Source organism: Collinsella sp. TM05-38, assembly GCF_003466445.1.
Lineage (GTDB): Bacteria > Actinomycetota > Coriobacteriia > Coriobacteriales > Coriobacteriaceae > Collinsella.
In genome coordinates, this window is the sequence record NZ_QSPM01000002.1 from 173,570 (window position 1) to 193,303 (window position 19,734).

General features: G+C 60.4%; 16 protein-coding genes, 1 tRNA gene and 1 pseudogene. All 18 read right to left on the reverse strand.

Translation table 11 applies throughout. The annotated features are described in order from the left end of the window. Window positions 1-1,375 (reverse strand): annotated as a pseudogene (locus DXD49_RS09720) (transcription-repair coupling factor); the annotation flags it as partial. Between the two features lie 157 nt (window positions 1,376-1,532). Next, window positions 1,533-2,198, reverse strand: coding sequence for an endonuclease III (nth, locus tag DXD49_RS01645; protein WP_117743114.1), 666 nt, complete (start codon window positions 2,196-2,198; stop codon window positions 1,533-1,535). 63 nt (window positions 2,199-2,261) lie between these two features. Beyond that, window positions 2,262-4,064 carry an ABC transporter ATP-binding protein gene (locus DXD49_RS01650; RefSeq protein ID WP_117794031.1) on the reverse strand — a complete coding sequence of 601 codons (1,803 nt, stop codon included), beginning with the start codon at window positions 4,062-4,064 and terminating at the stop codon, window positions 2,262-2,264. Between the two features lie 124 nt (window positions 4,065-4,188). Next, on the reverse strand, window positions 4,189-5,544 hold the full coding sequence (locus DXD49_RS01655; protein ID WP_117743113.1) for a DNA recombination protein RmuC: 1,356 nt from the start codon (window positions 5,542-5,544) through the stop codon (window positions 4,189-4,191). Between the two features lie 124 nt (window positions 5,545-5,668). After that, window positions 5,669-6,103 (reverse strand): hypothetical protein, encoded by a 435-nt coding sequence (locus DXD49_RS01660; RefSeq protein ID WP_117735428.1) that lies wholly within the window; start codon window positions 6,101-6,103, stop codon window positions 5,669-5,671. Between the two features lie 684 nt (window positions 6,104-6,787). Beyond that, on the reverse strand, window positions 6,788-7,327 hold the full coding sequence (rbr, locus tag DXD49_RS01665) for a rubrerythrin (protein ID WP_117735427.1): 540 nt from the start codon (window positions 7,325-7,327) through the stop codon (window positions 6,788-6,790). A gap of 98 nt (window positions 7,328-7,425) precedes the next feature. Beyond that, window positions 7,426-8,331, reverse strand: a complete 906-nt coding sequence (locus DXD49_RS01670) for an adenine glycosylase (RefSeq protein ID WP_117794032.1) — start codon at window positions 8,329-8,331, stop codon at window positions 7,426-7,428. Window positions 8,332-8,352: 21 nt separating this feature from the next. After that, window positions 8,353-8,838, reverse strand: coding sequence for an Rrf2 family transcriptional regulator (locus tag DXD49_RS01675; RefSeq protein ID WP_117743111.1), 486 nt, complete (start codon window positions 8,836-8,838; stop codon window positions 8,353-8,355). Window positions 8,839-9,197: 359 nt separating this feature from the next. Further along, window positions 9,198-9,275, reverse strand: a tRNA-Asp gene (locus DXD49_RS01680). 408 nt (window positions 9,276-9,683) lie between these two features. Continuing rightward, window positions 9,684-10,151 (reverse strand): YfcE family phosphodiesterase, encoded by a 468-nt coding sequence (locus DXD49_RS01685; RefSeq protein ID WP_117735424.1) that lies wholly within the window; start codon window positions 10,149-10,151, stop codon window positions 9,684-9,686. 95 nt (window positions 10,152-10,246) lie between these two features. Further along, window positions 10,247-10,963 (reverse strand): LytTR family DNA-binding domain-containing protein, encoded by a 717-nt coding sequence (locus tag DXD49_RS01690; protein ID WP_006235156.1) that lies wholly within the window; start codon window positions 10,961-10,963, stop codon window positions 10,247-10,249. Between the two features lie 72 nt (window positions 10,964-11,035). Continuing rightward, window positions 11,036-12,379: a histidine kinase gene (locus DXD49_RS01695; RefSeq protein ID WP_117794033.1), complete on the reverse strand. Its 1,344-nt coding sequence runs from the start codon at window positions 12,377-12,379 to the stop codon at window positions 11,036-11,038. After that, entirely contained in the window at window positions 12,376-13,563 is a 1,188-nt protein-coding gene (locus DXD49_RS01700; protein WP_117743936.1) for a glycosyltransferase, read from the reverse strand. Before DXD49_RS01700 ends, DXD49_RS01695 begins: the two co-directional genes overlap by 4 nt. Before the next feature lie 171 nt (window positions 13,564-13,734). Then, window positions 13,735-14,994, reverse strand: a complete 1,260-nt coding sequence (locus tag DXD49_RS01705) for an MFS transporter (RefSeq protein WP_117794034.1) — start codon at window positions 14,992-14,994, stop codon at window positions 13,735-13,737. Window positions 14,995-15,095: 101 nt separating this feature from the next. Next, the gene (locus DXD49_RS01710; RefSeq protein ID WP_117794035.1) at window positions 15,096-16,040 is read right to left on the reverse strand and encodes a zinc dependent phospholipase C family protein; all 945 of its coding nucleotides are present in this window, start codon (window positions 16,038-16,040) and stop codon (window positions 15,096-15,098) included. 92 nt (window positions 16,041-16,132) lie between these two features. Continuing rightward, window positions 16,133-16,867, reverse strand: coding sequence for a LytTR family DNA-binding domain-containing protein (locus tag DXD49_RS01715; RefSeq protein ID WP_117763530.1), 735 nt, complete (start codon window positions 16,865-16,867; stop codon window positions 16,133-16,135). A gap of 33 nt (window positions 16,868-16,900) precedes the next feature. Beyond that, window positions 16,901-18,286, reverse strand: a complete 1,386-nt coding sequence (locus tag DXD49_RS01720) for a sensor histidine kinase (protein WP_233541717.1) — start codon at window positions 18,284-18,286, stop codon at window positions 16,901-16,903. Window positions 18,287-18,403: 117 nt separating this feature from the next. Further along, the gene (locus DXD49_RS01725; protein ID WP_117743931.1) at window positions 18,404-19,681 is read right to left on the reverse strand and encodes an amidohydrolase family protein; all 1,278 of its coding nucleotides are present in this window, start codon (window positions 19,679-19,681) and stop codon (window positions 18,404-18,406) included. Window positions 19,682-19,734 lie beyond the last annotated feature (53 nt).

Genomic DNA, 19,734 nt, shown 5'->3' on the forward strand with positions numbered 1-19,734 from the left:
GGGCGTTGAGCGCGTCGGCATGGCGCTCGCGAATCGAGGCATGGGCCCCCTGGCGGGCGGCGCGGTCGGCAGAATCCGCCGCCGCCACACGTACACGGTCGCCGATAACGCCGGCGTTTTCGGGGGCGGCAGTCAGCGACTCCTCAAAGGTAATGCCCGCATCGCCAAAGGTGAGCTCCATCGACTCGCGCGCACCGCGGTCGGGAATGGCAAACACGCAAGCGTAGCGCTTGCCCACAACCTCCTGAATGCGCGTCATAAATCGATTGTCCGAGCCCGCAATGGCCGGCTGCTCAATCTTGAGCTCGGCCGTAACCGCGCCGCCGGCACGAATCAGGCTCACGTAGTTCAGACGCTGCTGAGCACCAAAGTCGAGCTGCTGGGCACGCACGTACAGGCCGTCCAGACGGTCAATCCCCGCCTCGTCGGCACGGGCTTCGATATCCTCGTAGGCACGTAGGCAGTCGTCGAACAGCGAGCGCGGCTCGGACAGGACCACAAGTGCCTTGCCGCTCACGTGCGCCAACGGGCTCACGGTCTGGCCGTACATCACCGGCAAAAAGCGGTCGAGCTCGGGCGTGAGGATGCGCGCGTCCACCATCTCGAGCAGCGCCGCCAGCTTGCTGTCGTCCTGGCTGGCGCGGTAGAGCGCCACATGCATGTTGTGGACTGCCTCGTCGGTGAGCGCCAGCTCGCGGCAGGGGAAGATCTCAATGCTGTCCTCGTTGCCGATGGTTTGGCCCGTGGAACTCACCATGCGACGGATGCGGTCGATCTCGTCGCCAAAGAACTCAATGCGCACGGGTGCCTTCTCCTGCGCGGGAAACACCTCGACGGTGTCGCCGTGCACGCGGAACAGGCCGGGCGCGTCGGCGGCACCGGCATTGGCGTAGCCCATGCCCACCAGGCGCTGCGGCACCTCGTCGAAGGGAATCTCCTCGCCCACCGTAAAAGTAGTGGACTCCCAATAGCGGCTCTCGACCGGCGGCACGCAACGCAGCAGTGCGCGAGCGGAGGCGACCATGATGCAGTTGTCCCCGCGCACGATGCGCCCGAGCGCCTCGCAGCGCTGGGCTACCACGGCGTCGTCGGGCGCCTGCTCGCGCCAAGGGTAGTCCTTGCGCTCGGGAAAGCGGCACACGTGCGCCAGGCCCACATAGGCGGCCAGACTGCGTGCGGCGCGATCGGCCGCATCCTCGCCACTCACAATGTAGACCGTGGGGCGCGGGCGACGCGCAAACTGGGCTGCCGCCATAAGCGTGCGACCCGACTGCGACACGGCCAGCGTCACGTCCTCGCCGGCATCGAGCCCGGCCTCGACGGTCTGCAGTGCCTCGGCAGTGTAGAGCTGCGCGGCTATACGGTGAATGAGCATGCTGTTCCTCCGGCATTGCAACGCCAAAAGCCCGCCGGGGCAAGCTCGGCAGGTCGTACGTCAAATACATTGTCTGTCATGGTAGCGCATGGAGAGGACTCCGGCTCAAGGGCAAACCTAGCCCCGCAAAAAACGCCAGACGAAGATGCGTTCCGCCCTACCCCGCTACGCGCACGCTGGGGCACAAATCTGCCAGCGGGCACTCGTCACACTTGGGTTTGCGGGCGTCGCAGATCTCGCGACCAAAGGTGATCCACTGATGGTTGACCGACTCCCAATACTCGTGCGGCAGAATCTTGAGCAGATCCCGCTCGGTCTTGAGCGGCTCCTTGGCATGCGTCTTGGGACTCAGCATTAGGCGATGCGCGATGCGGTTGACGTGCGTATCGACCGCAATGCCCTCGACAATGCCAAACCCCACGTTGAGCACGATGTTCGCCGTCTTGCGCCCCACGCCCGGCAGCTTGACGAGCTCCTTCATGTCGGCCGGCACCTCGCCGCCATAGTCGGCGACGATCATCTGCGCGGCCTCGACGGCATGCTTGGCTTTGCTCTTGTAGAAGCCGAGTGACTTGATGGTGTCCGCCACGTCAGCCACGCTCGCCCCGGCCATGGCCTCGGGCGTGGGCCACTGGGCAAACAGCCGCGGCGTCACCTTGTTGACCTGCATATCGGTCGTTTGCGCCGAAAGCAGCACCGCGATCAGCAGGCGGAAGGGATTCTCGTGGTCCAAAAAGCACTCGACCGGGCCATAGCGACGGTTGAGGCGCTCACACACCTCGATGGCGCGCTCGCGCTTGGCGGCATTGGTCTCGCGTGGCATAACGACTCCTCGGCTCAACGGCACAATAAACTTATGAGCACAATTGTCCCACGTATAGGGTCGTTACGCTTCCAAAAATGCGCCGGTCTGGCGGCTCCACAGGCTTGCATACTCGCCGCCCGCCTCGACAAGCTGCGCATGCGTGCCGTCCTCGACGATCTCACCATCGGCCAGCACCACGATGCGGTCGAGCGCCGCCACGGTGGACAGGCGGTGCGCCACCACAATGGAGGTACGTCCACGCATCAGATTTTCGAGCGCCTCCTGCACCAGAGCCTCGGACTCGCTGTCGAGGGCAGAGGTCGCCTCATCGAGCACCAGAATCGGCGCGTCGGTTAGGATGGCGCGGGCGATAGCCACGCGCTGACGCTGGCCGCCCGAGAGCTTGACGCCGCGCTCGCCCACCATGGTGTCAAAGCCACGGGGCAGGCGGTCGATAAACTCCAGGGCATTGGCCAGGCGCGCCGCCTCACGAATTTGCTCGTCGGTGGCGTCGGGGCGGCCGTAGGCGATATTCTCGCGAATGGAGCGGTGGAACAGCAGCGCCTCCTGCGGAACGTAGGCAACCTGGCGGCGCAGGCTCTGCTGCGTGCAGCGCGAGACATCCTGACCGTCCACGAGTACGCGGCCGCCCTGAACATCGTCCAGGCGCAGCAGCAGCTTGGTGAGCGTCGTCTTACCCGAGCCCGATTTGCCCACCAGGCCCACGCGCTGGCCCGCCGCCACATGAAGCGTCAGGTCATCGAACACGCTCTCACCCGCCGCAGCGTCACGGTACGCAAAGCTCAGGTGCTCAAAATCAATCGCGCCCTCGGTCACTTTGAGCTCAGGGGCGTCCGGGTCGTCTGCCACCAAACGTGGCTCGTCCAGCACGCGCGTCATCTCGGCAGCGTCACCCAGCGCGCGGTTGATACGCTGCATCATGGAGCTCACGTAGTTCAGACGCATGGTGAGGTTGTACGTATAGGTAAAGATCATGACGAGCGCGCCGGCCGAGATGCCAAACCACGCGTTGCCGCCCGCCACAAACACGCTCACCACGGCCATGGTGATGACGATAAGGCCCGAGGTCGTAAAGTTGCGCTGCATCATGGCGTGCATCGATACCGTCTCAGCATCGCGCGCGGCGCGGTCGGCGGCATCGAACAGATCGTGCTCAAAGTCCTCGCGCCCGCAGGTCTTGACGGCCAGGATGTTCGTGACCGCGTCGGACAGCACGCCCGAGAGCTTGTTTTGCGCGGCGGACGTCGCGGCCGAAAGCGGCATGATACGCTTGTACATAAGCCAGACAAACGCAATGTAGACGACCATGATGCCCACCAGGATCACAGTAAATGTGGGCACCACCGGGGCGAGTGCCGCCACCGTGCAGACGACCGAGGTGATGGTGGGAATGAGCGAATACACCGTCACGTCCACCAGTCCCGTATAGCCGCTCATAAAACGGCTCGTCTGGCTAACGAGCGATCCGCCAAAACGGCTGGTGTGAAATGTCATGGATTGGTTGGAGAGCGTGTCGAAGCACAGACGCGCCAGGTGATAGTTGCCTGCGATTTCGAGCTTGTAGACGGTGTAGTCCTGTAGCTTGGAGAGGATCTGACCCACCAGGTTAACGAGTACGAGCGCCAGGATATAGGGGCCGAAGACCTCAAACACCTGGTCACCCGCCACGGGACCGGCTTGAACGCGGTCGACAATGAGGGCCATCACATAGGTATTGGCAAACGTCAGCAAAAAGATGTAGCCCGCCGACGAGAACACCGAGAGAAAGACGATCAGCGGCTGTGCGCGCGTGACGTCCCAAAAACGCTGCAGCGTGCGACGCACGGTTGAGCGTTTGAGCGGACTGGTGCTTCTCTGAGACATGGGCTTCCTTTCGCATCTGATAGGGCGAAACACCATTGTTGCACATTAAAGTGCGCTTTAGGCAAGTGCGATGCGAGAAGCGCTGCGCCCCGCGCCTGCGCAGACGCCCCGCCGTCAGGTGCGGCTAGTCCTCGTCTTCTTGCCCTGCAAGCAGGCCCGCAGACGTGAGCCCCAAGACCTCGTCGGCCTCCTCGGCATCTTCCAGCGCGTCGATATCCTTGAGCTTGCGCTCCATAACGTTGGTGCGCGTGGTGATGATGCCCTCGACCGTCTTGCCCGCGGTCTCGATCTGCTGCTGGGCGCGGCGCAGCGCCGCCTGATAGCGCGGCAGCTCGGCCTTGACGGCGGAAAGCACACGCAGCACGTCGTCGGTGCGTTTTTGCAACTTAAACGTCTGGTAGCTCATCTGCAGGCTGTTGAGGATGGCGGCCATGGTGCTGGGACCGGCTACGTTGACGTGATAGTCGCGGCCCAGGGTCTCGATAAGCCCGGGGCGGCTGACGATCTCGGCGTACAGTCCCTCAAACGGCACGAACATGATGCCAAAGTTGGTCGTTGCCGGCACACTCAGGTACTTTTCGCAAATGTCTTTAGCCTCGCGCTTGACCATGGTGTCGAGCGTCTTGCGCGCGGCGGCGACGGCCTCCGCGTCGCCCGACTCCTGGGCATCGAGCAGATGCTCATACGCATCGCCCGGGAATTTGGAGTCGATTGGCAGCAGCACGGGGTCTCCCTCGTCTACCGGCAGCTTGACGGCAAACTCAACGCGCTCCGAGGCGCCGGGCTTGGTGGCGACGTTTTCCAGATACTGGTCGGGTGTGAGGATGTCCGCCAGGATCGCGCCCAGCTGCACCTCGCCCAAAATACCACGCGCCTTCACGTTGCCCAGCACACGTTTAAGGTCGCCCACGCCGGTGGCGATAGATTGCATATCGCCCAGGCCCTTATACACGGCCTCGAGCTGGTCGCTCACCTGCTTAAACGATGCCGACAGACGGTCGTTGAGCGTGCGGGAGAGCTTCTCGTCCACCGTCGCGCGCATCTGATCGAGCTGCACGTTGTTGTCCTTGCGGATGGCGCCCAGCTGGGCATCGACCGTCTCGCGCACCTTGTCCAGGCGCTGCTCGATGCCCTCGCGGTTGGCGCCGAGCTGTTGGGTCGTCTCGCGGCGCAGGTCATCCATACGGTCACCAGCTTGCGAGAACTCGCGTGCGATGGCCAGGTAACGTTGCTGCTCCACGGCCGCATCGGTCGTCTGCTGCTGCGCGATAGCATTGGCCGTGCGGCGGGTTTCAGCCAGCGCGACGTTCAGGGCATCGAGCGCGTTGTTGGCCTGCTCAAGTGCTGCCAGCGTTTCCGCGCTACTGTCGCCACGCTCCCGCAACTCGGCACGCAGGCTCTTGAGCTGGATGGCGCAAGCCACAGCAACCCCCACCGCCACCAAGGCGATCACAACAAGCACAATATCAATAGCAGACATAAACTCCGCCCAACAAACCCAATCGAGCACCAATCAAAACCGCGATCAATCTTACCCCGCCATACACACGGATCACTCACTGCCTTGCAGACAAATTTCTCTTATAGCCGCGGGCGTTAAAACGCTAGCTCTCCCAGCCGGCGCGGATGGTTGTTATGACGTCACCTAGGCGCTGGCCCAGGGCCGCTAGATGTTGAAGCACCTCGTTGGGCGATGCGCCGTTGAGGATGCACGTGAGGGCATACGACGCCAGAAAGATGGCCGCAAGCCCCAACGGGATGAGCACGATCATCGCCAATGTGCGCAGGCGCTGGCCCAAACGGCGGCGGCGCGCGCGGCGTTTGTCGAACGCGAGCTCCTGCGCATATGAATCTTGCTGTACGGAATAGGCCTCTGGCGCCGATTCACACCCGGGCACAGCTGCAGGTACAGCAGCGGGCACGACGTTTTGCACGGGCGCCTGGTTGGCAACCCCTTGCATTTGCATCTCCATGAGTCGTTGCTGCTGACGCAGCATGCGCTCAGCTTGTTGCTGCGGAGTCTCAAGAAACAGATCCATGTTGGCCTCCAAAATCGGGGCATTCGACGCTTACGGCCAGCATCCCGCACCGCCATGACCGCGGCAACGCAATCGCCGGCAATAGCCACAAAGTTTCTTTTGCTCAAAAGCTGTCGAAAAGCTCAACAACTCCCCTACCAGCACTTTCTCTGAGCTTTTTTCGCCAGCAATCTTTTGGCCTTCCACCCTTACGCCAGCTGACCAAAATCTAACCAAAAGCTTGACGAAAATTGTGGAGACCGGGACCTCAAGTAAAACGTGACAGCCCCAAGCGAAGCAGCCTGGACAGTTAGTTCAGATATGTATAAATCAGACCCCCCACAGAAGGGCCGACACGCTCCGTTTGCTGCATTTTGGTCCCCCATAACGGACATCAAAGACCCAAAGTCAGGCGTAACAGGCATCCAAATGACGCCCAACAGACCTCCAAGGACCCAAAAGACAGCCATCGAGCGATTGGAAAATACGAATCTGAACTAACTGTCCGCCCCCACACAAAACGTGCCGCCCCATAGGGGGCGGCACACAAACTTTAATATCAGCTTTTCTGTAGCGAGCACGCGACGACCCAACGCCGGGGCGCGGGGCGGGGAGATACCTTCCCCTCGCGCGACTCTGCGAAGCCGTGAGCGAGAGGGGAAGGTATCTCCCCGCCCCGCGCCCCGCAGCAGCCAGCGCCACGCGCTAGTAGTTCACCACCTGCTCCTCAAAGTACGCCTTCGGGTGGTTGCACACCGGGCACACCTCGGGCGCCTCGGCACCAACATGCAGGTGTCCGCAGTTCAGGCACTTCCACACCTTTACACCCTCGCGCTCAAACACCTCGCCCGACTCAATGCGCTCGACGAGCTTGTTGTAGCGCTCCTCGTGAGCCTTCTCGACAGCAGCGACGCCGCGGAACTTCGCGGCGATCTCGGCAAAGCCCTCCTCCTCGGCGGTCTTGGCAAACTCGTCGTACATCTCGGTCCACTCGTAGTTCTCTCCCGCGGCGGCATCGCGCAGGTTATCCAGAGTGCTGGGAACGGCGCCATCGTGCAGATACTTAAACCACAGCTTGGCGTGCTCGGACTCGTTGCCCGCCGTCTCGGCAAAGATATTCGAGATCTGAACGTAGCCGTCCTTTTTTGCCTTGGATGCATAGTAGCGATACTTGGTGTGCGCCTGAGACTCACCGGCAAAAGCGGTCTCGAGGTTCTTCTTGGTTTGAGAGCTCTCAAAATCCATAGGTGTACTTCCCTTCAATACATGCCGCCCATAGGCTTTGAGCGGCCTTATTTTATGGTACCCCCTGCCGAAAATCTAAACCTTAAAATTCGAGCGGGCTACACACTCAGCCAACGATCGTCCTCGGAGCGGCAAAAGCCCTCGCGCTCCAGATCGGCCAGAATACTCGCGACCAGCTCACACTCGACCGGCGCTCGACCGGCCGCCGCCTCCATCTCGTCAACGCCTGCGACGGCCTCATCGAGCGTAATCCCCGCCGGCTGGTCATCGCGCGCTGCCAGCAACATGCGCACGATATGCGCGCGCTTTTGGCGACGCGAGCCCTCAAACTTTGATTGACGGCTATAGCCCGCCGAGCGCCTGGACGGATTGGGCAACGTCTTTTTTAGATATGCGCCGTAATCTAGCAACGCGTAATACCACGCGCGCGGCGTATCGGCATCATCGAGCGGCACGGCAAAGGGAGCGATCTTGTCGAGCGCCGCACCGGGGGCCGCCGGACAGGCCGCCTGAATCAGCGGCACCAGTTCGCGATCGGGAACGGCGGGCACATCGGGAAAGAAATGATGCAGAAAGACCGTGCGCACGTTGGTCTCCAGATACACACCCGGAAGATCAAACGCAAACGACCGGATACCCTGCGCCGTTGCCGGGCCAATACCAGGCAGAGCGACCAAGTCGCGCGTCTCACGCGGAAACTCCCCATCCCAGTCCTCTGCAACGCGCTGAGCGGCCTTGTGGAGCGCCAGAGCGCGTCGATTGTAGCCCATGCCCTGCCAAGCGCCTAAAACATCGGAAGGCGCGGCCTGAGCGAGCGCCCGGACGGTCGGAAAGCGATCGAGCCACGCCGGCATGCGCGTCTCCACGCGCGGAACCTGTGTCTGCTGCAGCATGACCTCGGAGAGCCAGATGATATATGGGTCGCGCGTGCGGCGCCACGGAAGGTCGCGATAACGCAGAACCCCTTCCGAACGAATCATCGAACGAAAGGGGTCCTGAATCATGGCAATGCTCCTTATGCGGCGCTATTCCTCCCGGCAGGCGCACGCACAGGTGGCGTACTCGGGAAACGCATCGCGATCGGCGAACTTGGGATCGACAGCCGGGAACTGGCGATGGGCGACGATGTCGCCGAGCGAAACGGAATCGAGGTAGTCGCGCATCAACGCCTGGGCTCCGGCCCACAGGGGATGATAGCAGCACGTGCCCATGCGCGCACAGTCACCATCGGGCGCGGTGCAATCGTTCATAACCATAGGGCCCTGAACAGCCTCGACGACCTGGCGGATGGTGACATCGTCCGGACTGACCTTGAGACGCATTCCACCGTGGACGCCACGCAGGCTCTCCACAATACCGGCCTGGACCAAACCGTGTTGGATCGAACGGGCAAACGAATACGGGACATTGACCTCTTCGGCAGCGGTGCGAACAGAAAGCAAACGCTCCGGATCCTCGGTAAGCATCGCCAGCATACGAAGGGCGTAATCAGTCTTCCTCGATATGTCCATTTTTCCCCTTTCAAGGAATACGAACAGCTCGAACGAGCTCCGGGGCCGAGCTTGTGTCGAGACGCTAAATGACCGCTAGGACATCCAAATGATAAATAGGATATCCACTGAGTGCCGCGCTTGGAGCGAAATGCATCAGATGCGGCCTACAGTGCAATTTAGTATAACCTAACCCCCTGTCTCGTTGAACAGGTGTTGCGCAACAAAGCTGCTGTTTAGACAGATATACTTATTGGATTTTACTTGCGTTCCCGAAGGTACGGGGATTCTGGGCGAAGATGCGCCAGGGCGATCGTTCTATCGAAACAAAGTGCATCAAACGCAAAAAGCCACGTCCGAAGACGTGGCTTTAATTGCGTTGGCGGGAAGTACGGGGCTCGAACCCGCGACCTCCGACGTGACAGGCCGGCGCTCTAACCAAACTGAGCTAACTCCCCAGGCAGGCGTTCGCGTTTGTTTCCGCTCGCGTGCGCTGCGGGGATTAGTATACACAGAAGTCTGTCCGGCACGCAACAACTTTTTTGAAAAAATTTTTCGGTCCCTCCGGGAGGGTCTCCGGGGCTGAGGGCGGGGGTTAAGTTTGCTGCTCTACAGTCCTGCGCAAGACGGAAAGCACATTAAGTGCTTTCCTTTGCGTGCGGAACTCGCGACAAACTTAACCCCTGCCCTCAGCCCCGGAGACCCTCCCTGCCGTCACATTATTCAACCAGTTTTGCGGGCGTGCGCCGCTGCGCGGCTAGCCCGCGTGCTCCTCGGCGGGGTTGGTCTGATGGATCTTGTTGAACTTTGACCTTTGGCTCATAAAAAACGGGAGATGCGATCTGCATCCCCCGTTTTTGTTGCGGTTACTCTAGGTCAATAAACTTGGTGCTTATGATTTGGCCGTCGTTGACGAGCATTCTGGCCATAGTGGGACCTCGGGTACCTCTGGGGTAGCTGGCGCTGCCCGGGTTGAGGACCAAGCAACGGCCCACTTGGGCTTCTTTGGTTACGTGGGTGTGGCCGTTGATGGCTACGTCTACGGATCCCACCGGGAGGTCTTCGCGGTAGTGGGCTACAGCGAATTTGAGGCCTTCGTAGGTAAAGAGCGCCAGGCGATCCACATCGGGGCCGTAGTCGCGGTAATAATCGTTGTTGCCCAGTACGGCGCGCACAGGGGCGATGGTGCATAGATGCTCGTAGTCCATCTCCGACGTAAGGTCGCCGGCATGGATAATCAAATCCGCACCTTTAAGCTCGTCTAAGAGCGCGGGCGAAAGATAGCCGTGGGTGTCCGAGATGATGTCGATACGCTTGGCGCTTGCACTGTTCATGGGATCCTTTCCGCAAAAAACGATTTGGCAGATACATACAAAAAGGCCCCACGGCTCCGCAGACGATAGGTCCACAGGGCCGCGGGGCCAGTGTGCTAGAGACTCAGAGCCTTCTTGAGCGGCACGACGCGGCGGCGCGAAACCGGCACGCGTTCGTCGACGCCCGTAATGCCCAGCTGGATGGCGCCCGAGGGCACCGTCTCAACGTCGGTAACGCACGCCAAGTTGACGATATAGCGGCGGTGAACACGGAAGAAGCCAAAGTCGCAGAGCTTGGCCTCAAACTGCGCCAGCGAGGTCGTCGACAAAAAGCGATCATCGACGGTATAGATGCAGGAGTAATCGTCCTTGGCCATGATAAAGCGAATGTCGTCCACGGGAATGAGCACCTTGCGGCCGCCCTTTTCCACCGGGATACGCTCGATGGTCACTTTGCTGTCCGTAACCGGCTTAGCGCGTTGCATGACCTTCTCGATCGCGCGATCCAAGCGAGCTTCCTCGACCGGCTTCATCAGATAATCGACAGCATCCACGTCGAATGCCTCGACCGCATGGTCGCTATACGCAGTCACAAACACGATCGCCGGCGGATTTTTGAGCTTATGCAGCGCCTCGGCAAGTTGCAGGCCCGAGGCACCGGGCATCGAGATATCGAGAAACACGACATCCACGCGACTTTCCATAAGCATCTCGATGGCGGAGCGGACGCTCGACGCCTCCGTGATCGTGCCGATCTTGCCCGTTTGCTCGAGCAAGAAGCGAAGCTCCGAGCGAGCCGGCGCCTCATCATCCACAATCATCGCACGCAGCATAGGGATAAAACCTTTCGTCAACTAACTACGCCGGGCATCCGTCGCATGACGTTGAGCCCGTAGCCTTTTATTTTACTCTTGAATGTCAAAGATGCTCTCTGACAAATCAAGATGAAGAAGCACTTTGGTGCCCTTGCCCGGCGCCGATTCGACACGCGTATAGGAGTGTGGCCCATAAAAGCGATGGATGCGCTCCGAAATATTGTGCATGGCCACACCGGCGCCGCCGCCCTGGGGAGAGCTGGCGTCGGGACGGGCAGAGCGCTCGTCAAACAGTCTGGCGGCGGTACCCTCATCCATGCCCACGCCGTTATCAGCAACGGCAATCAAGATTGCATCCTCGCCGTCTTGGTGAACGGTCACGTCGATCCTCAGGGCGCCGTCATCGCCCATACCATGACGCACGGCGTTCTCGACAATCGGCTGAATCACGAACGCCGGCACCAGCGTATCTTCCACGTCCTCGGACACATCGAACGTTGCAAGCACGCGGTCCTCGCCAAAGCGGGCCTTCTCAAAGGTAAGGTAGCGCTTGGTCTGTGCGACCTCGCGCGAGACCGGAATAAGCGATCCCGAGTTGTCGAGCGTGGCGCGATAGAACGATGAGAACTCACGAAGCAGTTCGCGGGCCCGCAACGGGTCGGTGCGCGTAAACGATGCAATGGTGTTCAGCGTGTTGAACAGGAAGTGCGGGTTAATCTGTGCCTGCAGCGCACGCACCTCGGCGCGCGCCGTGAGTTCCTTTTGCACCTCGAGCTCGTGGATGGCGAGCTGCGTGGACAAGATCTCGGCAAAGCCCGAGGCAAGCGCGTACTGAGTACGGTCGACGGCGCGCGGGGTCTTGTAGTAGAACTTGAGCGTGCCGACGGTACGATCGCCCACCTTGATGGGAGCGATAATGCCGGCGGGGACTTGGTTGTGCGAGCCGTCCGAACCCACGACATCCACCATACGGTTGAACGACTGCACGATGCCATGTTCGATAACGTAGCGCGTTGCAAGCGTGTGGATGGGAGAATCTGGCAATAGTTTTTCCTCAAACTCGCCCGCGCAGGCAAGCACGTTTTCCTCGTCGGTGATGGCCACCGTCATGGCGCGCGTCTCGGGCAAAATGCGCTGGCACACCAAACGCGCCGACTCCTGCGTCAGACCGCCCTTAATGTCCTCGAGCATGGCCGAGGCCACCGAGAGCGTCTCTTCGGTGTACTGCGAGCGCACCGAATCGGGATTGAGCGTCAAAAAGATAAAGATGCACAGAAAGATGCACAGCAGCGCGCAGGCAATCACCGTGGCGATCGGCTCGATGCCGGTCACCAGGGCAAAAATAAAGTATATCAGCACGCAAATGGCGCAGGCAACGGCAATGATGCGAAAGATTGATAATGAACTATCGCGCTGGGCGCGGCGGTCGATCATTCGGCCCCCTCCAGGATACTGATCAGTTGTGCGTCACGCCAAAGCCCGTCCATGATCTTGGGCCAAAAGCTCTGGAAACGCAGGTAGCTTGCAGCGTTTTGGCGCGCATAGGCCTTTGCCTCGTCGATACCATGGCGCCAGATGCGCAGGTAGCCCTCATGCTCGCGGGTAAACACGCTGCGGACCATAGCGGTCTTGCGCACGCGGTCGTCGAGCTCGCGCGAAATCCACGGGCCCGGGTAGGGCATGAGCGATGCCGCCGTAACGGGAATGAGCTCCTTTTGATGCGCGGCGAACGTCAACTTGGCCCGTTCGTAGTACCAACGGTATACATCCTGCATAAAGCGCGGTGAGCGCTTTTCGGACTCCGGAGGCAAATGGCGCACGGTCCACTCGTTATCGAACCACACGTCGTAGCCAAACATGCGCATGTTAAAGAGGTAATCCAAGTCCTCGCCGCGGGTGATAAACGGGTCAAAGGCCACACGCGTAAAGGCGCGGGCGTGCAGGGCCATCAGGCCGCCGCACACGTAGTTGGAGCGCGAGATGCGGGTGCCCGAGAGCGCCTTTTTCATCCAACGGTTGAACTCGATGCGCTTGGTCCACCAACGATGGCAGATGCCCGCCTTGTCCGTGGGAGCCAGCGGCGATCCGTCGCGATCGTAGAAATAGCCGCTCTTGACCAAGATCGGCAGGCCCTGACGCGTCTGCTGACCCAGCGCGTAGGTCGCGCGCTTCATAAAGTCGGCATCGATGACAGTCTCATCGTCATCCAAAAAGATAACCGCGTCATGCCCCAGCACAGCGGCACAGGCCAGCCCCATGTTGCGGATGGCGCCGTAGCCTCGCAGACTCACGCACTCGCCCGAACCCTTGGGCGCGATCTGAGCAACCCGGTCTGCGATGCGCGAGGCCTGGGTGTTGGTGACAACGGTGACCTTGAGCGTGGGATGCGCGTCGACAATCTCGTGCACGCGCAGCGACACATCGGCTGTGGCAGAAACGGGACAGACCACCAAAAGGATGATGCGCGGGATGTCGCGCACCTGTTCAAGCGAGGCCAGGCAGCGGTCGAGTTCGGGATTGTCGGCGTTGAGTCGTGTCGAATGGTCATAGGTGCCAGGGGCGTTTGCGCGAGCGTCATCGCCCGCCCAATACGTTGGAATCACGACCGTGGCGTTCATGCCTTACCCTCCCTGCAACACAAAAACGGGACGCCGCCAAACACAGGCGACGCCCCGCGACCTAGCTGACTCCATCATACCCACTTGGGCTAATCATTGTTCGAAAGTCAGAATGTTTATTGCGGATAGTCCCAAAAGAGTATCGCGGCGGACGCAATTACCGGCAAGTTCCTATGCGGCCTGCTCTGCCGTTTGAGACATGCGGGACAGACGGACCAGCAGCGCAAAGCCCACCACCAGCAGCACGCCGATAGATAGGACGCCCAGCGAGGGGTTGCCGGTCAGCGAGGTGACGACCGACACCAAGAAGGTGCCCATAACACTTGCATAGCGGCCAAAGATATCAAAGAAGCCGTAGTACTCGTTGGACTTTTCCTTGGGAATAATGCGGCCAAAGTAGCTGCGGCTGAGCGCCTGCACGCCGCCCTGGAACAGGCCGACCAAAATGGCAAGCACCCAAAACTCAAAGGCGGTCTTGAGGAAGAACGCGGCAAAGAGCACGATGCCCATATAGGCGGCGACTGCCACCAAGATCATGTTGAGCGTGCCCACGCGGCCGGCGAGCTTGCCGTAGATGATTGCGGACGGGAAAGCCACAAACTGCGTGACGAGCAGCGCCAGGACCAACTGGGTCGAATCGATGCCCAAGGCCGATCCGTAGCTGGTTGCCATGGAGATGACCGTGTGCACGCCATCGATATAGAAGAAGAACGCGATCATGTAGACCAGCACGGTCTTGTTGTGGGCGATCTCGCGCATGGTGTGTCCGACCTCGGAGAACACGCCGCCCACAATGTGGCCGATGGTGTCTTCGGGCTTGCGCTCGCGACCGTATTTTTGCTTATAGGTGCGGATGAGCGGCAAGGTAAAGATGAGCCACCAGGCGCCGGTGATAATAAACGACAGGCGCGTGGCCAACATGGTGGGGACGCCAAGGGCCGGACCGCCCATAATGAGCGCCAGGCAGATGATGAACGGCACGGTGGAACCGATGTAACCCCAAGCGAAGCCCGAACTCGACACGGCGTCCATGCGCTCATCGGTGGTGACATCGGGCAACATGGCGTCGTAGAACGTCATAGACGAGTTGAGGCCGATGGTGCACAGCACATAGACGGTCAAAAACGCCATGGCGGACATCGGGATAGCCTGTGCAAAGCAAAGCACGAGACCCGTCAGGAAGAAGCCCAAGAAGAACTTGATCTTGTTGCCGGCGTAATCGGCAAGCGCGCCCAGAATGGGCATGAGCATGGCGATGACCAGCGAGGCGATCGTCTGCGCATTGCCCCAGGCGACCACCAGGTCGGCCGAGGAAGCGCCGGTATTGATGGCGTTAAAGTAAATGGGCACCACCGAGGTATTGAGCAGCACGAGGGCCGAGTTTCCCACATCGTACATGACCCAGTTACGCTCGAGCTTGGTGTATTTCATGGACAGGGACCCTTCGTATTCGCCCGATATGCAGTTAATTCATCGTACCCCAATTGTCCAGAGGCACCGGTAAGGATTCGGCAAAGGGGCACGCATGGGCCCTATTCCTCGCGGTCGAACTCCTCATCGACATTGAGCACGCGACCGCTGTAGTTGACGTGACTGGTCACGGCCTCCATGTCGCCGGTCTCGATAAAACGCGCGACCGTGCACTCGTAATCGACCAGCGCGCGATCAAAGACCTCGGGGAAACTCTCATTCAAGACCTCATCGGTAAAGGGATTCTTCCATGTCAGATGGCCCAGGTTACCGGTGCGCTCGGGCAGCTCCGTCGTCACGCGATGGGCAAGGCCGTCGAGCAGCGAGTAGTCGTGCACCAAGCCCTCAACCAACGAGATCGCGCGCGTCTTTACGGAGCTGGCCGGCTCAATCGCGCGGTAAAGTCGCTGCATATTGGCAACGGCGGCACCGTATTCCCCCGCCGGAATGTCAATACCGTACACGCGTCCGGCAACATAGCTCATCAGCACGCCGGCAACGCGATTGATACGATCGGTGGTGACGATCTCGCCCGCCGGCGGGTAATCGTCGACCGTAGCGCCATCGCGTTTAAGCTGCAGCATCAGTACATCCAGGTCGCTCTCGATCACGGCATGGACCTGACTGCTCGAATCCTCAAGCTCTGAATCGGACTCCACGATGCCAAACTGTTGCTCATAGACAAAGGGATGGGCGTTGCGGTCGAGCACGTAATGAGACAGCAGGCCCAGCGCAAAGGCACGGCCCAAGTTGGCGTCGCGCGGCAGCAGATGCGACACGCCGTCGCGCAGACACGCGAACTGGCGAGACATGCGCGAGCGATGCATGACCTGCGCCAGCAGCGTGCAGTCGGAAACGCGCGGCGTCAGAATGTGAAAGAAAAACGGGTCGGGGCCTTGGTTGCCCAAGATAAAGGCAATGCGCTCTTCATCGGACGCGATGACGCCCTGCGGAAGACGGTCGATGCTTTCCTCGCCAAACAGATGATGGGTGATAAGCGCGGGCATAATGATCCTTTCGATTTCATTCGATGCCACCCATTATGCCCACCGCGCGCCCATACCAAACCTGCGATGGTAAACGACGGCACGCAAGCCTCTTACGCAAGCCCCAGGTGCGACTTGACCTCGGCGGCACGACGACGGGACACCGGCACCGTCGAGCTCACGCGGTCGAGCCTGAGCTCCATCAACCCCGTGGAGCCAATCTCAACATTGTGCACGTCTTCCAAATTGACCAGATAGCTGCGATGAACGCGAATAAAGCCCTCGGAGCCCAAGCGACGTTCGAGCGAAGAGATCGACTCATTGATCAGGTACGTTCCCTCGGCGCAGATGGCGTTGCAAAAATCGGCGCGCGCCTCAAAGTAGCAGACGTCTGCGGCGGGAATGAACACCTTTTTGCCCCCGCGGTCCACCGTCAGACGCAGAGGCTGGCGCGGAGCGTGGATAACACGACGGGCACCCAAGGCTGCCTCGATCTTGTCGAGCGCCTTTGACAAGCGGGCATCCTCGACCGGCTTGACGACGTAATCGACGGCATCGAGGTTATAGGCATCGGCCGCATACTCGGCAAATGCCGTCACAAACACCACGACCGGCGGCTTTTTTAGGTTCTGCAGCGTCTCGGCAAGCTCAATTCCCGAGCGGCCGGGCATCGTGATATCCAAAAACAGCACGTCGGGCTTGTTCGACAGAATCGACTCCACGGCCTCGGTGACATTGCCTGCCTCGGCGATATGCCCCACGCGCGCGTCCTTCTCCAACAGATAGCGTAGCTCAGCCCTAATTGGAGGCTCGTCATCAACTACCAGGATGTTCCAACCCTCGGACATGTGCGCTTCCTCTCTCCTCAATACACTCGCGCGCTACGCCGTCAGCGGCGCCGGCTCATGCGGTTCGCCGTTCAACTCAACGATGACCTGCGTTCCCACGCCCTCCTGGGACTTCACGCGCATGCCGGAATCTTCTCCGTAAAAGAAATGGATGCGCTGAAGCACGTTGAAGAGCGCCAAGCCGCAACCTCGCTTGACGGAGCCGTCGGCGGTAATGCTCTCGGGCTCCTCTCGGCGATGCTGCTCAAACAGATGCGCGCAGACTTCTTCGCTCATACCGATGCCGTCATCTTCGACGCTGATCTCCAAGCCGTCATCGGTCTCGAAAGCCCTAACATGAATAGAAAGCGGCTCGGTCTCGCGCTGCGCATGCTTGATGCAGTTTTCGAGCAACGGCTGCAAGATAAACGGTGGCACCATGCAATCGCGCACCTCAAAGTCGATATCGACCGAGACGCGCAGACGGCCGTCGCCATAACGAGCCTGCATAAGATTGATATAGCGAGTGCCCTGTTCCACCTCGTGCTCGAGCGTTGTGAGGGTATCGGAATCGGACAGTGTCTGACGGTAGTAATTGGAAAAGTCGATGAGCAGCGACCTGGCCTTGTCCGGCTCGGTACGCACGAGCGACACGATGGTGCTGATGGTGTTAAACAGAAAATGAGGATCGACCTGCGATTGCAAGGCGCGCAGCTCCACACGGGCCGTAAGCTCGTCCTGGCGCTCGAGCTCAAAGCTCGCGAGCTGCGTGGAAATGAGGTCGGCAAAGCCCGAGGCAAGCGCCGTCTGGCGCATATCGATGCTGCTCAGACGGGGATAATACAGCTCGAGCGTGCCCACGCAATGCCCACGCACGGTGAGCGGTGCGACAATACCAGCGCGCAGGCGCGGGAAGTAGCCACCCGCCTCGGTCGAGGCATCGCGCGAAAACACGCTTTGCTCACCGCTGTTGATCACGTTGAGCGTAGTCCGCAGCACCACCGGGGTGCCGGCAGGGCACTTTGCCGAGTCCTCGCCCCAGCTTGCCAACACCTGTTTGCCGTCGGTAAAGCAGATGGCAGAGGCGATGGTCTCGGACAGGATGATCTTAGAGGCGCCCAGGGCCGCTTCGGGCGTAAGGCCGCGCGACGTGTAGGCGAATATTTTTGATGCGATGGCGAGCGTACGGTCGGTTGCGCTCGACGTGAGGTCGTCGGGGACCACAAAGACATATGAAAAGAAGAAGCACAGCATGACCAAGCCGGCAATGACGACAACGCCCGGGACGGGGTTGGGATTATCGGTCAAATCCCAGATAAGCAACAGGATAAGCGCCGGAACGACAAAACCGAGCAAGATGGCCTGAACCACATGCTGGGCCGTACGAAAGACCTTGGTCGAGTTGTAGCTCTTGCCTAGAATCAGCCTGTTTAAGTCCACCGTCATCCCCTTTTATCTACCGCGCCCATAGCAATAAAGAGGGCCGCAAGCGACCCTCTCCATTGCATTATGCAATCAAAAACTGTGTTTTACATCCAGCCATCGATGAACGGTAGCTTAGGCGCTGTACTTGTTTGCCTCGCCGAAGCTGCCGGCTTCGACAATCCAGCCGTCCTTCATGATGACGTCCATGTTGTCGGTGTTGAGCACGTGGATGTCGGCGGCGACGTCACCATTGACGACCAGCAGGTCGGCGCACTTGCCGGCCTCGATGGAACCGGTCTCGTCCTCGATGTGGCACATCTTGGCACCGTTGAGGGTGGCACAGGTGATGGTCTCGACCGGGGTGAAGCCGATCTTGTCGACGAACTCGTACATCTCCTCGATGGAGCAGGTGCCGTACGGGGTGACGAAGGAGAAGGAGTCGGAGCCGATCGTCATGACGACGCCGCGCTTCTTGGCCTCGCGCAGGCAGTCGTAGTTGCGCTGCAGCTCCTTCTCGACCAGGGTGCCCTCGTACTTGTCGTGCAGCTCGGGGACGTAGACGGGCGGATAGGTGGCGTACCAAGTGGGCAGGAAGGCGATCGTCGGGGTGAAGAAGGTGCCCTGCTCGGCCATGAGGTCCATGGTGCGCTCATCGATATCGAAGCCGTGGATCAGCTGCTCGCAGCCAAAGCGGACGGAATCGTAGGCAGCGGCGTGGTTGTTGTAGCAGTGGCTCCACACGGGGATGCCGACCATCTTGGCCTCTTCGACCACGGCCTGAATCTCCTCGGAGCAGTAGTGCTGGTCGCGGCCGGAGTCCCAGCGCCAGATGCCGCCACCGGTAGCCCAGATCTTGATGGCATCGGGGTTCTCGCGCAGGCGACGGCGGACGGCCTTACGCAGATCCCAAGGACCGTCGACCTGATCGCCCCAGGGGTGCGATTCCTTGTTGAGCTCCTGGCTGCAGTGGTGGGAGTCGCCGTGGCCGGCAACGCGGCAGAAGCCAAGGCCGGTTGCCAGAACGCGCGGGCCCTTGAAGACGCCCTTGTCGATGCAGTCACGGATCTGGATACCAAAGCGGCCGATCTCGCAGACGGTGGTGAGACCGTGGGTGAGGCAGTCGTAGGCCTGCTTGACGGCGACGGCCTGCTTCTCGAGGAGCGGCTGCATGACCCAGTCGGTGTCATCGTCGGTCAGGTTGCCCGAGAAGTGCAGGTGGGTGTCGATCAGGCCGGGAAGGACGGTCTTGCCGGCGGCGTCGATAACCTCAACGCCCTCGGGAAGGTCCTGCATGACACCGGCGTACTCGATCTTGCCATTGTCGTCGACGAGAACGAGGGAGTTCTCGACCGGCTCGGCACCGGTACCGTCGATGAGCTTGCCGCCAACGATTGCATACTTAGTGGACATGGTTCCTCCTTATGGATCCATATAGTGGGCGAGGCCGCGTTGGGTTAAGGCCT